At 63.3% G+C, this 15,557-nt stretch carries 13 protein-coding genes; 6 read left to right on the plus strand and 7 right to left on the minus strand.

From position 1 onward, the window contains the following. The first annotated feature begins 23 nt into the window (after window positions 1-23). From HZ993_RS18425 to HZ993_RS18435, 3 genes are all read left to right on the plus strand, one after another. Window positions 24-6,083: an alpha-2-macroglobulin gene (locus HZ993_RS18425; RefSeq protein WP_209394179.1), complete on the plus strand. Its 6,060-nt coding sequence runs from the start codon at window positions 24-26 to the stop codon at window positions 6,081-6,083. Beyond that, window positions 6,080-8,440: a penicillin-binding protein 1C gene (pbpC, locus tag HZ993_RS18430; RefSeq protein WP_245213686.1), complete on the plus strand. Its 2,361-nt coding sequence runs from the start codon at window positions 6,080-6,082 to the stop codon at window positions 8,438-8,440. Before HZ993_RS18425 ends, pbpC begins: the two co-directional genes overlap by 4 nt. Before the next feature lie 89 nt (window positions 8,441-8,529). Further along, complete coding sequence (locus HZ993_RS18435; RefSeq protein ID WP_209394180.1) at window positions 8,530-9,192, plus strand: dihydrofolate reductase family protein; 663 nt, start codon at window positions 8,530-8,532, stop codon at window positions 9,190-9,192. An 80-nt stretch (window positions 9,193-9,272) separates the two neighbouring features. Here HZ993_RS18435 and HZ993_RS18440 read toward each other — a convergent pair whose 3' ends face one another. Further along, entirely contained in the window at window positions 9,273-10,223 is a 951-nt protein-coding gene (locus HZ993_RS18440) for a LysR substrate-binding domain-containing protein (RefSeq protein ID WP_209394181.1), read from the minus strand. 103 nt (window positions 10,224-10,326) lie between these two features. Between HZ993_RS18440 and HZ993_RS18445 the strand changes: the two genes are divergently transcribed. Beyond that, on the plus strand, window positions 10,327-10,734 hold the full coding sequence (locus HZ993_RS18445; RefSeq protein WP_209394182.1) for a tautomerase family protein: 408 nt from the start codon (window positions 10,327-10,329) through the stop codon (window positions 10,732-10,734). Here HZ993_RS18445 and HZ993_RS18450 read toward each other — a convergent pair. The 4 genes from HZ993_RS18450 to HZ993_RS18465 are packed head-to-tail and all read right to left on the minus strand — an operon-like array spanning window position 10,723 to window position 12,664. Further along, window positions 10,723-11,589, minus strand: a complete 867-nt coding sequence (locus HZ993_RS18450) for a methylglyoxal synthase (RefSeq protein WP_209394183.1) — start codon at window positions 11,587-11,589, stop codon at window positions 10,723-10,725. The two genes, HZ993_RS18445 and HZ993_RS18450, sit on opposite strands and share 12 nt — an antisense overlap. Then, window positions 11,586-11,951 (minus strand): STAS/SEC14 domain-containing protein, encoded by a 366-nt coding sequence (locus tag HZ993_RS18455; protein ID WP_209394184.1) that lies wholly within the window; start codon window positions 11,949-11,951, stop codon window positions 11,586-11,588. The genes HZ993_RS18450 and HZ993_RS18455 overlap by 4 nt, the downstream gene beginning before the upstream one ends. Window positions 11,952-11,961: 10 nt before the next feature. Beyond that, window positions 11,962-12,240 (minus strand): hypothetical protein, encoded by a 279-nt coding sequence (locus HZ993_RS18460; protein ID WP_209394185.1) that lies wholly within the window; start codon window positions 12,238-12,240, stop codon window positions 11,962-11,964. A gap of 10 nt (window positions 12,241-12,250) precedes the next feature. Further along, window positions 12,251-12,664 carry a VOC family protein gene (locus HZ993_RS18465; RefSeq protein WP_209394186.1) on the minus strand — a complete coding sequence of 138 codons (414 nt, stop codon included), beginning with the start codon at window positions 12,662-12,664 and terminating at the stop codon, window positions 12,251-12,253. 121 nt (window positions 12,665-12,785) lie between these two features. Between HZ993_RS18465 and HZ993_RS18470 the strand changes: the two genes are divergently transcribed. Both HZ993_RS18470 and HZ993_RS18475 read left to right on the plus strand, forming a co-directional pair. Continuing rightward, the gene (locus HZ993_RS18470) at window positions 12,786-13,271 is read left to right on the plus strand and encodes a GyrI-like domain-containing protein (protein WP_209394187.1); all 486 of its coding nucleotides are present in this window, start codon (window positions 12,786-12,788) and stop codon (window positions 13,269-13,271) included. Continuing rightward, window positions 13,272-14,153 carry a GyrI-like domain-containing protein gene (locus HZ993_RS18475; RefSeq protein ID WP_209394188.1) on the plus strand — a complete coding sequence of 294 codons (882 nt, stop codon included), beginning with the start codon at window positions 13,272-13,274 and terminating at the stop codon, window positions 14,151-14,153. It begins immediately after the preceding gene. Here HZ993_RS18475 and HZ993_RS18480 read toward each other — a convergent pair. Together HZ993_RS18480 and HZ993_RS18485 are read right to left on the minus strand one after the other, a co-directional pair. After that, a complete protein-coding gene (locus HZ993_RS18480) occupies window positions 14,150-14,512 on the minus strand; it encodes an NIPSNAP family protein (RefSeq protein ID WP_209394189.1) in 363 nt (120 codons plus the stop codon). The two genes, HZ993_RS18475 and HZ993_RS18480, sit on opposite strands and share 4 nt — an antisense overlap. Next, window positions 14,509-15,477 carry an alpha/beta fold hydrolase gene (locus HZ993_RS18485; RefSeq protein ID WP_209394190.1) on the minus strand — a complete coding sequence of 323 codons (969 nt, stop codon included), beginning with the start codon at window positions 15,475-15,477 and terminating at the stop codon, window positions 14,509-14,511. The genes HZ993_RS18480 and HZ993_RS18485 overlap by 4 nt, the downstream gene beginning before the upstream one ends. Window positions 15,478-15,557 lie beyond the last annotated feature (80 nt).

Raw genomic sequence — 15,557 nt, forward strand, 5'->3', positions numbered from 1 at the left:
CCACAATTGAGGGAGATGGTTTGATGCAAAGCCTGCACGAGAAGGTGAGATTGGCTGGCGCGTGGTTTTGGCGCGCGGTTTTGTTGGCGCTGTCACCCGTCGCCTGGCTGCTGCGTCAGGTGGTCGGCAGCCCAAATTGGCAGGCACCGGAATGGTTGCAGTGGGCCACCGAGCGCTTGGCGCCACTGGGGCGCAAGGCGCAAGACCAAGCGGCCTGGGTTGCATTGGCGGCTGCGTTGGCATTGGGCGGTGCCTGGGGCGCTCTGCACGGCCCGCAGGGTGGCTGGAAGAATTGGTGGAACTGGCAGACCTTTAATGGCGCCAAGGAAGATGCCGCCAAGGTCAGCCTGACCGGCCTCAATCTGACAGGCCCCGAGCGCACGCCCTACGACGGCGACGCCAAACCCCGCCCCGTGGTGTTGAACTTCTCCGCGTCGGCAGCACCGCTGGCCCGTGTGGGCAAGGAGGCGGTGGATGTGTCGCTGTCCCCCGCATTGGCAGGCAAGTGGACCTGGGCCACGGTCAACCGCCTGGAGTTTTTGCCCGACCAGGACTGGCCGATTGGCGAGACCTACACCGTGAACCTTGGCCCCAAGGCGCTGGCGCCCCATGTGTCGGCACAGCGCACGCTGACCTTTCGCTCGCCCGCTTTTGAAGTCGACTTCAAGAACGCCACCTTCTACCAAGACCCAGTCCAGGTGACCTTGCGCAAGGCCGTGTTTGATGTGGGTTTCTCGCACCCGGTCAACCCCGAGACGTTCGAGAAGCGGCTGCGCCTGGAGGCCGATGGCGCAGCGTCCGGCGTGTTTGCCAAATCAGGCGATGCGCTCAAATTCACGGTCACCTACGACAAGCTGCGCTTGAATGCATCGGTGCACTCCGAGCCGCTGCCCATTCCACAGGCCTCTGCCAGCATGGCCCTGCGCATCGCGCCGGGTGTGGTGGCGCAGCGCGGTGGCAATGCAACCAGCCAGGAGACGGTCAAGGCGGTGGCGATCCCCGGTCTGTTCAGCCTCGATATTGCCGAACTCAAACAAATGATCGTGACGGCCGACACTGGCGAGCCCGAGAACGTGTTGCAGATCACCGCTGGCATGCCGGTGCATGAGAAAGAAATGGCACGTGGCGTCAGCGCCTGGCTGCTGCCGCAGAAGAATGCGGCCAATGGCAACACGGACGAAGTCTACGCTTGGAGCGACCCCGAAGAAGTGACCGAGGCCGTGCTGAAGCAGGCCAAGAAAGTTGCGCTGAATGCCTTGCCGGTAGAGCGTGAGATCAACGAAACCCATGCCTTCAAATTTGCGACCGAACCAGGCCGCTACCTGCTGGTGCGCATCCAAAAGGGCTTGAAGTCTGCCGGTGGTTACCAGCTAGGCGCCACACGCGACGAGATTATTCGCGTCAAACGCTCGGCGCCCGAGCTGGCGATCATGAGCAAGGGCTCCCTGTTGGCTTTGTCAGGCGACAAAAAGCTGCCCATCATCGTGCGCGATCTGCCGGGCGTGAAGCTGGAGATTGGTCGGCTCTTGCCGCAGCAGTTGCAGCACCTGATCACGCAGGCACAGGGCGACATGACCAAACCCGAGTTTTATGCCGGCATCACACCAGACAACCTGACCGAGCGTTTTGAGAAGAAGCTGACCTACAACCAACGGCCTGGCAAGACCCACTACGAGACCATTGATTTCTCGGAGTACCTGAAGGCCGACGCCTCGGACCGCCGTGGTGTGTTTGTCGTGTCGGTGCAGGGTTTTGACCCTAAGGCCGGCGGAGCCCCTGAAGGCGAACAAGAGCCGGACAGCCAACGCAACCCCGACCAGGAGGGTTATGAGGGTGAGGGCGAACCGCAAGACCCCAGCGAGATGGTCCCACCATCCCAAATGAAAGACCGCCGCCTGGTCATCGTCACCGACCTGGGCCTGGTCTCCAAACTCGCGGTAGACGGCACGCGTGATGTGTTTGTGCAGTCCATCGCCAATGGGCAGCCCGTGGCCGGTGCCGTGGTGGAAATCTGGGCGCGCAACGGCAGCGTGTTGTCGACCCAGGTGACCGACGCCACAGGCCGCGCCCGCCTGCCCAGCACGGCCGGCCTGGTGCGAGAAAAAGCGCCGGTGGTGTTGGTCGTGAAGAAGGCCGGCGACCTGAGCTTCTTGCCGCTGAACCGCGCGGACCGCAATCTGGACCTGTCGCGTTTTGATGTGGGTGGCGTGCGTTTTGCCGGTCTGCCGAACCAGATCCAGGCCTATTTGTTCTCGGACCGTGGCATTTACCGCCCTGGCGACACCATGAACATCGGCATCGTTGCCAAGTCCACCAACTGGGCACAGAAGTTGACCGACCTGCCGGTGGAGGTGGAGGTGATTGATGCCCGCGGTCTGACCATCCGGCGGGACAAGCTCAAGCTGGGCGCCAGCGGCATGGCGGAGTTCTCACACACCACACAAGACGTGTCGCCCACCGGCAACTACACCGTTAACCTGAACCTGGCGCGTGACTCCGGCTCGGCCAACCCCGGCGCGCCCGAATCACCCGCGCAGCGCCTGGGCGCTGTCAGCGTCAAGGTGCAAGAGTTCATGCCCGATCGCATGAAGGTATCCGCCAAGCTGTCGACCGAAGTAGTCGAGGGCTGGATAACACCCAAGGACCTGAAGACGCGCGTCAACGTGCAAAACCTGTTTGGCACACCCGCACCCAACCGGCGTGTAGACGCCGCGTTGACGCTGGCGCCCGCCTTCCCGGCCTTCCGCAGCCACCCGGACTACAGCTTCTTTGACCCCAGCCGGGCCAAAGAAAGCTTCCGTGCCGACCTGGAAAATGGCACGTCCGACGACCAGGGTAATGCCGAGTTCGACTTGGGGCTACAGCGCTACGCCCAGGCCACCTACCAATTGCATGTGCTGGTCAAAGCCTTTGAGCCCGAGGGTGGGCGCAGCGTGGCGGCAGAGGTCAGCGCCTTGGTGTCCGACCGCCCCTACCTGGTGGGCAGCAAGGCCGATGGCGATGTGGGTTACATCACCCGCAACGGTGTGCGCAACGTCAGCTTTATCGCCATCGACCCCAACGCCAAGAAGAAGGCCGTGGGCGACCTGCGCCTGGCGCGCATCGAACGCAAGGTGGTCTCGGTGCTGGTCAAGCAGCCCAACGGCTTGTTCAAATATGAGTCGCGTGCCAAGGAAAGCGTGCTGAAAGAAGATCCGTTCAGCATCGCGGCCAACGGTACAAACGTGATTCTGGCCACACAAACGCCGGGCAACTTTGCCTATGCCGTGCGTGATGCCAATGGCCTGGAGTTGGCGCGCGTGGTCTACAGCGTGGCGGGCACGGGCAATGTGTCGCGCTCGCTGGACCGCAATGCCGAGCTGCAGATGACGCTGAACAAGAAGGACTATGAACCGGGCGACGAGATCGAGATCAGCATCCGCGCGCCCTATGCCGGCGCGGGCCTGATCACCATCGAGCGGGACAAGGTGTTCACCCACAAATGGTTCATGACCAAGGACACGTCATCGGTGCAAAAAATCACCCTGCCCAAGGACTTTGAGGGCAATGGTTATGTGTCGGTGCAGTTTGCCCGCGACCTGGGCTCGAACGAAATCTACATGAGCCCCATGAGTTATGGCGTCGTGCCCTTTGCCACCAGCCTGGCCAAACGCACCAACCCGATGACACTGCAGGTGCCCGAGCTGATCAAGCCAGGGCAGACCGCCAAGTTCAAGCTCGAATCCAAAGTGCCCAGCCGCGCCGTGTTGTTTGCGGTGGACGAAGGCATCTTGCAGGTGGCGCGTTACCAGGCGCCCGATCCGCTGAAGTTCTTCTTCCAGAAACGGGCGCTGGAGGTCAGCACCCAACAGACGCTGGACCTGATACTGCCGGAATTCAAGAAGCTGATGCAGGCCGCGCCCGGTGGTGATGGTGAAGGCCAGACCGGCAAACACCTGAACCCCTTCAAGCGCCGCACCGACAAGCCGGTGGTGTTCTGGTCCGGCGTGGTGGACATCAATGGCAGCAAGGAGTTCAGCTACACCGTGCCAGAGAGCTTCAACGGCAGCCTGCGGGTGATGGCCGTCACCATCAACGACGACACGGTGTCGGCCGCCACCAAACAAACCGTGGTGCGCGGCGATGTTGTGCTGCTGCCCAATGTGCCGGTGGCGATCACCCCCGGCGACGAGGTTGAAATCGGCGTGGGTGTGGCCAACAACACCAAGGGTTCGGGCAAGGATGCGGCGCTGGCATTGGCCCTGACCGTGTCCCCCGGCTTGGAGGTGGTGGGCCCCGCCACACAGCAACTGAAGGTGAGTGAGCGCTCAGAGGTCGCCACCAAGTTCCGCTTGCGTGCCAAGCCCGGTGCGCAAGCAGTGCTGGGCTCGGCCAGTGTCATCTTCACCGCCCAAGTGGGCGAGGCCAAGGCCCGTTTGTCCACGGATGTCAGCGTGCGCCCGGCATCGGCCTTTGTCACGCTGGTGCAAACCGGGATGTTCCGTGGTGACGCGGAGATCAAATCGCAGGCCGATATGTACCCCAACTTCAAGCGCAGCGAGGCCGCATTGTCGTCCTCGCCGTGGGCCTTCTCCACCGGCTTGATGCAGTACCTGGAGGTGTACCCCTACGGTTGCACCGAGCAGATCACCAGCCAGATATTCCCGGCCGTGCTGCTGGCGGCGCAACCCGGCGTGGCCGAGCAACTGCAGAAGATGAACCAGCAAGGTGGCAAGGCGCCGGACCCTAAAAAGTCGTTCGAGCGTTACCTGGCACAGGTGCGTGCACGGCAAACGGCCGATGGCGGCTTTGCCATGTGGCCGGGCGGACCGTCGGACCTGTTTGCCACCACCTATGTCGTGAACCTGCTGGTAGAAGCCAAGGACCGCAAGTTTGCCGTGCCCAACGACATGCTGCAACGGGCCAATGTCAGCCTGCAAACCCGCATTGCCGAGGTCAACAACCGCTACGACTACACCTGGCGCGTTCAGGCCCAGGCCGCCTATTTGTTGACACGCCAGGGGGTGGTGACAACGGCAGCACTGACCAACCTCAACGAGGGCCTGCGGCAAATGACTGCCAGCGCCAGCAACGACAAACAACGCGAAGCACTGCGCCGCGACCTGGGCGCCGTCTACCTGGCGGCCAGCTTCCAGATGCTGAAGCAGGAAAAGATTGCACAAGAGTTGTTGCAACCCGCGCTGAAAGAACTGCTGGCCAACACCGACCCGTGGAAGGATTGGTACTGGCGCTACTACTACGACCCGCTGGTGCACCAGTCCACCACGGTGCAATTGTTGGCCCAGCATTTCCCGGCGCAGATCAAAACACTGCCCATGGACTACTGGAGCCGCATGGCCACCGCCATCCGCGAGAACTACTACCAGAGCCTGTCCGCGGCCCGCATGTTGCTCGCCATTGATGCCTATGCCAACCTGGCGGCCCAGTCCGCTGCGGGCAAGGTGGCTATCAGCGCGGTGAATGCGGCCGGTGTGGCCAAGGCGCTGGAGCTGCCCCAGCAACTGGCGCTGGCCAAGCTGGCCGTGCCGCTGGACAGTACCAAGCTGACCATGAACAACGGCGGTGACTTGCCCTTGTTTTACAGCTGGGCCGAATCCGGCTTTGAGCGCACCGTGCCCAAAGAGGCCGTCAACAAGGGCCTGGAGATCATCCACGAATTTTTGGATGCCAAGGGTACTGTGGTGACGGAAGCGGCCGTGGGTGATGAGCTGACCGTGCGGGTGCGCGTGCGCTCCACCGAGCGCAGTGATGTACCCCAGGTGGCACTGGTAGACATACTGCCCGGCGGCCTGGAGCCGGTGTTGTCCGCAGCGTCAGATGACGATGCGCCCGACTTGCCCATCTGGCGCCGCCGCCTGGGAGGCAAGAGCAGCTGGAACATCGAATACGCCGACATCCGGGAAGACCGCGTCGTGTTTTACGGCGGTGTGGAAAGCCGCCTGACCGAGGTGACCTACAAGGTGCGTGCAACCAATATCGGCGAATTCATCGTGCCGGCTGCTTATGCGGAAGCCATGTACGAGCGCCGCATCTTCGGCCGCTCGGCCGGTGGCAAATTTGTGGTCAAGTCGGCCGGTAAATGATGCGTGGGTTGCCGCAGGACGTGGATGCGTGGGCCACCGCGCTGTTGCTGCGGTTGTCACGGGTTGGCCGGCGTGCCAAAGTAGGTCTGCTGTGCACACTCGCCCTGTTGGTGGTGCTGGTGTTGCCGCGTGTGCTGCTCAAGCCGCCGCTCTCCAGCCTGGCCCCATCATCACGCAGCATCACCGCTGCGGGTGGTGAACTGCTGCGGTTGACGTTGGCCTCTGACGAGCAATACCGCCTGTGGACGCCGTTGGACGACATTGCCCCGCCCATGCGCGAGGCGGTGCTGTTGTATGAAGACCGCTGGTTCTACTGGCACATCGGCGTCAACCCTTGGGCGCTTGTGCGGGCCGCAGGGTCCACGGCGGTGGGCCAGCGCCGCATGGGCGGCTCCACCATCACCATGCAACTGGCCCGGCGCGCCTATGGCATCGACAGCCGCGATTACCAGGGCAAGCTGCGCCAGGTGGCGGCGGCGCTGTGGCTGGAGTGGCGCTACAGCAAGCGCGACATTCTGGAGGCGTATCTCAACGTGGCGCCCTTTGGCGGCAATATTGAAGGCGTGGGCGCCGCCAGCCTGGTGTATCTGCGCAAGCCCGCACGCCTGCTGACGGCGGCCGAGGCGCTGAACCTGGCCGTCATTCCGCAGAACCCGCGCAAACGGCTGGGCGAGTTTGCGGGCACGTCAGCTTCCACCGAGCTGCGCGCAGCGCGCCAGCGCCTGGTGCAGCACTGGGTGGCGAAGTACTCGGCCGATGCGCGCCTGCTAGAGGCCAACGCCTTGCAGACGCCCTTCAAGACGCGCGCCAGTCTGCCGTTCCACGCCCCACACTTGGTGGACGCTTTGCTGCGCCAAAGTGGCGAGCGCGAGCTGGTGGCCAGCGTGGACCTGCCCACACAAAAGGTGCTGGAGCGGGTGCTGGGCGAATACGTCAAATCGCGGCACGATGTGGGCATCAACAACGCCTGCGCTCTGTTGGTGGATACGTCGAACATGCAAGTCAAGGCGCTGGTGGGCTCGGCGGACTACCGCAACGAAGCCATTGCTGGCCAGGTCAATTGCGCACTGGGTCGGCGCTCGCCTGGCTCCACGTTGAAGCCCTTTATCTACGGCCTGGCGCTGGACCAGGGGCTGATCCATTCGGCCTCCATCCTCAAGGATGCGCCCAGCAGTTATGGCGGTTTTTCGCCCGAGAATTTTGATGGGCGTTTTGCCGGCCCCCTGCCCGCGCAAGAGGCCCTGATCCGCAGTCGCAACCTGCCCGCAGTGGAGCTGGCATCGCGCCTGGCCCGCCCCAATCTGTACGACTTTTTGAAACTGGGCGGCGTGCAAAAAATGGCCTCCGAATCCCACTACGGCCTGGCCCTGGCCCTGGGTGGCGGCGAGCTGACGCCCGAGGAACTGGCGCAGCTCTACGCCATGCTGGCCAACCGGGGCCAGTGGCAAGAGTTGCAGTACCTGGCGAAGTCAAAGCCAACACAAGCCGCGTTGAGGCTGTTGAGCGAGGCCGCGTCCCAGATCACGCTGGACATGCTGCGCCAGACACCCCGGCCCGACACCTTTGCTCCCGCACGCCCGGCAGTGGCGTGGAAGACGGGCACATCCTGGGGCTTTCGCGATGCCTGGACAGCGGGTGTGTTTGGTCGCTACGCCTTGGTCGTGTGGGTCGGCAATTTCGATGGCTCCAGCAACCCCGCGCTGATCGGCATCGAGGCCGCCGCGCCCTTGTTCCTGCGCATCGTCGACGCCTTGCGCGCGGAACGCCTGGCCCCTGCTGAAATGGCCTTTACCCAGCCTGCGGACTTGCAAAAGATCGAGGTCTGCGCCGCCAGCGGCGACCTGCCCAACGACGCCTGCAAGGTGCGCCACAGCGCCTGGTTTATCGCCGGCAAGTCCCCCATCCGCCAAAGCACCTTGCACCGCACCGTGCTGGTCGATATGCGCAGCGGCAAACTGGCCTGCGCGCCCGGCCCGCACACGCGGCAAGAGACGTTTGAATACTGGCCGTCCGACATGCTGGCCTTGTTCAAGCGCGCCGGCTTACCCCTGCGCCTGCCACCCGGCGGTGAATGCGCCAACACCGCCGTGCTTGATGGCGCACCACACATCGTGCTGCCGCTGCGCGGCGTCACACACATGTTGCGCCTGAACCAGCCGCAGCCAATCCAACTGCGGGCCGAGGCGGGCAGTGGCACGCTGCTGCACTGGTTTGCCCAAGACACCTTGCTGGGCCAGAGCCGCCCCGGCGAGACCCTGGCCTGGACACCACCACAAGCCGGGCGCTACACGCTGCGCGTGGTGGATGCGGAGGGGCGTTCGGAGACGCGGGAGTTGGCGGTGGAGTTGGTGCAGTAACAATGTATGTGCTATCGTAAACGTAGCTAACTGCTTATATCCAACGGGGGCTAGAGGCTGTTTTCGTTAATCGACAGAAAGGCATAAACATGACACGCGTCCGAGTAGAGGGCTTCAGCATTTCGCTGGACGGATACGGGGCGGGGCCAAACCAAGACCTCAGCAACCCGCTCGGCGTGGGCGGGACCGATTTGCACCAGTGGCTGTTCCCCACCCGCACGATCCAACGGACGCTGTTTGGTGCCGATGGTGGCACAACGGGTGTTGATGACGACTTCGCTGCGCGGGGCTTCAACAATGTGGGCGCCTGGATTCTCGGCAGAAACATGTTCAGCCCCGATCGCGGCCCCTGGCCCGACAACAACTGGAAAGGCTGGTGGGGCGACAACCCGCCCTACCACGTGCCAACATTCATCTTGACGCACCACGCACGTGATTCCATCGAGATGGAGGGTGGAACCACATTCCACTTCGTCACGGGCGGTATCCACGAGGCGCTGGACCGGGCACGTATGGCCGCCAACGGAACAGATGTGCGCATTGGCGGTGGGGCCAACACGATCCAGCAATACCTTCGTGCGGGCCTTATCGATGAGATGCACTTCGCTATCTCGCCGGTCCTGCTGGGCGGGGGCGAGCGGCTGTTCGAGGGGGTTGATGCGCGCGCTCTGGGGTATGAGTGCGTGCAGTTCGTGGCGTCGGAGAAAGCCACCCAAGTTGTACTGCGGCGCCAAGGACGCACTGACGCCTAGCCGAGCACACCCAGTGGAACCTTCGAAGTGGTGAGCATCAAGACGAGCCGGGCGGTGGGCTGAGAGATGTTGTAAGCCATTTAGGCCTCTAGCCCCCGTAAAACAACACTATTACGCTGTTGATTTAGGAGTGCAATTTGGGGCACTGGCGCTTCGCGCGCCTGCGCCAACAGCCAGGTGCAAAACAGGTCCAGCTTCTGGCTGCGTTGCGCGCGCCGTTTGGCCACATAACGGTAGCCACTGTCGCAAAAGCCCAGCGGTGCCAGCAGGCGGCCTGCCTCAACATCGTCGGCCACCAGGTGCCAGGGCGCTACACACACACCCAGGCCCGCCACTGCGGCCTGCAGCGTGAAGTAGTAGTGCTCGTACACCGTGCCATTGACTGGTGGCGCTGCGCAGCCCTGGGCGGTGGCCCACATGGCCCAGGCGTTGAGCCGGGTTTTTGACTGCAGCAGGGTGTGCCGGGACAGATCGGCAGTGGTGTGCAGCGGCAGGCGCGATGCAAGCGCGGGTGCCAGCACCGGGCCTAGGCGTTCTGGGAAAAGTGGCAACGTGTTGTCGGCATCCCACGCGGGTTCTTGCGTGCCTTCCTCCACCGTGATGCTCAGGTCGCAGCGTGCGCGCTCCAGATCATCCAGCGGTCCACTGGTGCGCAGGCGCACCTCGATATCGGGGTAACGCGCGTTGAAGTCGAACAGCCGGGGTATCAGCCACTTGACGGTGAACGTGCTGAAGCAGGCCACATCCAGCGTGCCGGTGGTGTTGTCGCTGACGGCGCGCACGGCGGCCTCCATGTTGTCCAGCGCGCTGGACAGGGCTGGCAGCAGCATCTGGCCGGCGGGGGTGAGCTGGGGTTTGTTTTTGCTGCCCTCAAACAGGCGCTGGCCCAGGCTGTCTTCCAGCAACTGCACCTGGCGGCTGATGGCGCCGGGCGTGACGGACAACTCGTCCGCCGCGGCCGTCATGCGGCCCAGGCGGGCGGCGGCCTCAAAGGCGCGCAGGGCGTTCAGGGGCGGTAGACGGCGTTTCATGATTTGAGTTTAAGTCACATAGGGTCTGCGGAAGTTTCGCTTTTCTTGACGGGTAGCCTTGAGCAGAATTCTGGTTTCTTTACTTGATTTGAGAATTCATCACATGCCATTCATCCGCACCAACCTCCACCAAGACACCAGCCCGGCCCAGCAACAGGGCATTGTGGAGGGCATTCACCAGGCCCTGATCGACAGTATTGGCATGCCGGCCGACGAGCTGTTCAACATGGTTGCGCCATACGCGCCGGGGCAGTTCTGGTTCAGCCGCACGTTCAACGGCGGCGCCCGTTCAGACCGCATGGTTGTGGTCGAGATCACCATGCGCCGGGGCCGCAGCGACGCGATGAAACGTGCGCTGTACGCGGCCATTGCCAAGAACCTGCAGGATCGCGCGGGCGTGGCCCCGCAAGACGTGTTCATCTTCACACACGAGAACGACTACTCTGACTGGTCGGTGGGGGAGGGCCTGTTTGCGATGAACCTGGTGCAGCAGCCGGGATCAGCGCACTAGGGCCGCCGCCTGTGCCCATTGCCGCGCCATGGCCGGTGTGTTGTAGCAGGTGGTGGCGTGTTGTGTGCTGCACACCGCACGCTCCATCAGCTGGATGTCGGCCTCGTGCTGGCGCGCCACGTGCGGGTCTTCAAAAAAGATGACCTTGTCGCAGCGCTGGTCCAGCACCAGTTCGGCAATCTGCGCGTCGCCACCCAGCGGACCGCTCTGGTAGCAGGTCACCCAGGGCTGGTCCGCAGGCCATCCGCGCGACCAGGCCAAGGCGTTGAGGCGGCGGCCCGTGGTGCCGGTGGCCACACGGCCGGCAAAACGCGACAGGGTGTCGAAATGTTCGGCGGCAAAGGCCTCCATGGTGTCTTTCAGCGCATCGTGGGCAATCAGCGCGGCCACCTGCTTCTCCAGCGCAAACAGGGTTGCCACGCCGGGCACGCCGGGCGTGGTCAGGCCGGCATTGGCCAGTTCCACAGCCACCCATTCCATGGCACCGGCCAGCGTGGACACAAAAGGTTTGCCATGGATCACACACTGGCGTTTGAGCGCCAGGGCTTCGGGGTAGATGGAGGTGGGGTCCACCGGATCGATCAAAAAGAACACACCCTCCAGCGCGTCCTGCGGCTGCAGGCCACCGGCCATGCGCGATACCAGGCGCATCAACCCGCCGTCACGCCCATGGCCCACGGCGGTCAGCCGGTCGCTCAGCAGTTTGTGGTTGTTCAAGGCGTTGTAGGCACCGCCTGTGGCGTGCAAACGCAGGCCCAGGGCCTGCAGGCCTGGCTCGCAGGCTTGTGCCCAGCGCAGCAGGCTGCTGTTGGGTCCGTGTCGGTGTAGGCGGTGGGCGGCGAGTCCAAAGTTCATGGGTGTGTCAGCCAGGCGTTGGCCAGCTCTTCGTGTGCAGCAGGGAAATACTCAATCTGGAACGGCACCATACTGTTGAACAGGTACAGCAGAGCACTGTCGCGCCAGCGCAGGTCGCCCACCACGGCAAGGCGGATGACATGTTGCTTGATGTACTGGTCCACATCAATATCGTCCCAGCTGACCAGGGCCTGCATGCCCAACATGCCGGTTTCCAGGCGAATCATGATGACGCACCTGCCGTGGGCTTGCATCAGGTCGTGGATCTGGTGTTTGGCCGCGTCCACATCGGCACGCAGCATCAGGCCATCCACACGGACGTCCACGCGGTTGGACGGAGTGAATTCAACGCGAATCGTCATACGGGTGCGCTCACTTCTCTGGTGAGGGGTGGATAAAAAACACCATGCCGAAGGCACCCCAGGACACGGTTTTGCCGTTCACCGTGGTGTAAGACGCCACGCCCAGCGGGTGGTAGGTGGACGCAAAGGCGGCCAGTGCACCAATGCCCAGTGCCCCGGCCAGCGGGCTGCGTTCGGCAACAGCGGCCTTGATCTTGGCGCGGTGCTGGTCGGCAGACGGATTGAGCACAAAGGCCAGTGCGACCACGGCGCCGGCCACCAGGGCGTAAATGAGTGATTTTTGTGACATGTGTGGCATCCTAACTGTCAAACACCGTGTCCATGTTTTCAAAACCTTTGACCTCGATGGGGTTGCCCGACGGGTCCAGGAAAAACATCGTGGCCTGCTCCCCCGGTTGGCCCGCAAACCGTATGCCGGGCGGCATCACAAACGCAATTTGGTGTGCGATCAGCTTGTCGGCCAGCGCCTGCCATTCGGCCATCTGCAGGATCACACCCAGGTGTGGCATGGGCACCATATGCGCGCCCACCTTGCCGGTGTTGCTGGTGGCAAAAGGGGTGCCCAGGTGCAGGGAGATCTGGTGGCCGAAAAAGTCGAAGTCAACCCAGGTGTCGGTGCTACGCCCCTCGCGGCAGCCCAGCAGCGTGCCGTAGAACTGGCGTGCGGCCTCCAGGTCGTGGACGTGGAAGGCGAGGTGGAAGATGGATGGCATGGAAGTCCCTTTGAAGTCGCGCAGGCTTGGGAAGGGTGATTGTGCATTGCAACTCCGCAAGATTTGTCATGCCGCTGTTCCTAGACTGCAGACCATGTTCAACCCACCTGGAAACTGCACCATGACAACCCCTTCTTTCCCCCAACACTTTGATACCCTGGCCGACGCCATCACCGTGGTCGGCATTGAGCTGCGCACCGACAACACCGTGGCCGCGCAGACCATACCGCCGCACTGGCAGCGTTTTGGCCAGGAGAACGTGCTGGCCGCCATTGCGAACAAGCGCGGTGAAGACGTGTTTGCCGTCTACACCCACTTTGCCCATGCGGGCAGCAACAACACCGGCGTTTATTCGCTGGTCATTGGTGCGGCCGTGGCGCCCGATGCGCCGGTGCCCGCGGGCATGGTGCGGGTGGTGGTGCCTGCATCGCCGCGCGCGGTGTTTGCTGTGGAGAAGGGGCGTTTTGACCTGGTGGGCGCCGCCTGGCACGCCATCTGGCAGCGCAATGATCTGGCCAAGACTTTCATTGCAGAATACGAGCAGTACCACGCCAACGGTGACATCACCGTCTCGATTGGTCTCAGTGCCGCAAACCCCAACGCATGAATGAACAAAAGCCATAGCTGGACCGACTACCAGGAGCGCCTGAGCCGCGTCACCGCCTACATCCACGACCACCTGGCCGAGGAGCTGGACCTGAACAAGCTGGCGGAGGTGGCGCACCTGTCGCCCTACCACTGGCACCGGGTCTACCAGGCGCTAAATGGCGAGAGCATTGCCAACACCGTGCGGCGCCTGCGCCTGGCGCGCGGCACGGGTTACCTGGCCAACACCACACTGGCGGTGGAGCAGGTGGCGCGCAAATGTGGCTACCCCAATGCCCAGTCTTTCACCCGCGCCTTTACCGCGCTGTATGGCTTGAGCCCAAGCCGCTACCGCGCCGAGGGCGCCCATGTGGCCTTCCGCCAGGCACTGGCCCAGGGCCAGCAGGCCGACACGGGCGGTTACCCGGTAGAAGTGCGCTGGGTGCCCGCCGTGCCCATGGCGGGCTTTGCACACCGTGGCGCCTATTTAAAGATCGGCAAGGCCTTCGAGCAGGCCTACACACGCATGGCGGCGCAGGGCTTGGCGCGGCCCGACATGCGCTGGATCGGCGTCTACTACGACGACCCGTTTGCCGTGCCAGAGTCCCAACTGCAATCCCGCGCGGGCCTCAGCCTGCCGCAGGGCACCGTGGCCCAGCCACCGTTGGAGCCGTTCACGCTGGGCGGCTGCTGGTGCGCCGTGCTGCGCCACCAGGGGCCGTATGCAACGATGCGTGCGGCCTACCAGTGGCTGTATGGCTACTGGCTGATCCAGTCTGGGTATGAGGCGGCTGATAGCCCGGTGTTTGAGGACTATTTGAACAACCCGCGGGATACGCCGCCGGATCAGCTTTTGTCGGACATCTACCTGCCGCTGGTGGATGGTGCATTGCCCAGCGCCTAAACGCCTTGCGCTTGCCCAGGCGCCCAGGTGGAGGGCAGGCAAAACGTGCCGTCCACCACTTCCGCAAACGTGCGTTCCTCGCGCAGGATGAAACGTTTGGCCTGCGCTAGCTCAAAGTTCGCCCGGCCCTCGGCGTCGGTGCGCAGCCGGGCGCGGTAGGCCTCATACGCGGCCAGGCTGTTAAAGGCGATCAGGCCCCAGGCGATGTCGTTGGTGCCTTCGTGCGGCAAGAAGTAGCCCAGCAGGTGGCCACCGCAACGCGGGATGATGCGGCCCCAGTTTTGCGCATAGGCCTTGAAGGCCTCGCGCTGGAACGGGTCGATCTGGTAACGGATAAAGCAGGTGATGGTGGTGCTCATACAGATTCCTCGGCAGTGGTGGTCGTGTGGGTGGCAATGGATTGCAAAAATTCGTTGGTGTGGCGGTACAACACGTCGCGCTGGCTCTCCAGGTGCATCAAATGGGTGGCGCGTGCGATCTTGCAGTCGGCCCTGTGCATGCTGCCCAGTGCTTTGAGCAGGGTCGTGGCGTCTGCATCGGTGCACAGTGAATCCCATGCGCCACGCACCAGCAGCGTGGGTGCTTCCACGCAGGCGGGGTCATACAACCACTTGCCAGACCACCAGGCCTGTACGACCGCGCCGGGGCCAGCGGGAGTCCACACCGATGGAGGAGTGCGTGTAAGTGCCGTTGGGTCCGTCACCAGATAGGCTTCGCCCCAGGCCTGGAAGTGGGCTTCGTCCAAGACCTGCGGCTGGCCCCGTGGCACGTCTTCCACAAAACGGCGGTACTGCGCCCATAACGAGACGGGGTGGTGGCTGACCACGGGCGCCGCAGGTGCAACGCCATGTGTTGGTGTGCGCGGAGCTATGGGGCCAAACAGCACTAACGCACGTACGTCCTGCGGGTGCAAGGCTGCATAGGCTGCAGCCACATTGCCGCCCCATGAGTGCGCCACCAGGGCCAACGGGCGGTCACCATTGCGTGCGCGGATGGCGTCGACCACGCGCTGCAGTTGCGGCAGCACGTCAGCCATACGCCCCACCGGCGTGGTGACGCCTTGGGGGTAACGATCAGAGTGGCCGTAACCTGCCCAGTCAAAGCCCCACACCGTATGGCCGGCGCCATTCAGCGCATCGGCCCACGAGCGCCCGTCCAGGCGGTAGAAGACTGACAGGTCGGCACCAAAGGTGGAGCCGTGTAGATACAGCACATCGGACCTTTCATCCGCGCTGTGCGTTGGGTGCTGCACCTGCAAGGTCAAACTCGGTTGGCCGGGTGCACTGAGTGGGATACGGGGTCTGGTGGGAAAGGTCTTTTGCACAGGGCGGTCCTGGTCTGTTGGTGGTGGTTGCTGTGGGTCAAATGGTAGGTAGATACACCCTCCACATGCTTCGTCGCAGA

Source organism: Rhodoferax sp. AJA081-3 (genome assembly GCF_017798165.1).
Taxonomy (GTDB): domain Bacteria; phylum Pseudomonadota; class Gammaproteobacteria; order Burkholderiales; family Burkholderiaceae_C; genus Allorhodoferax.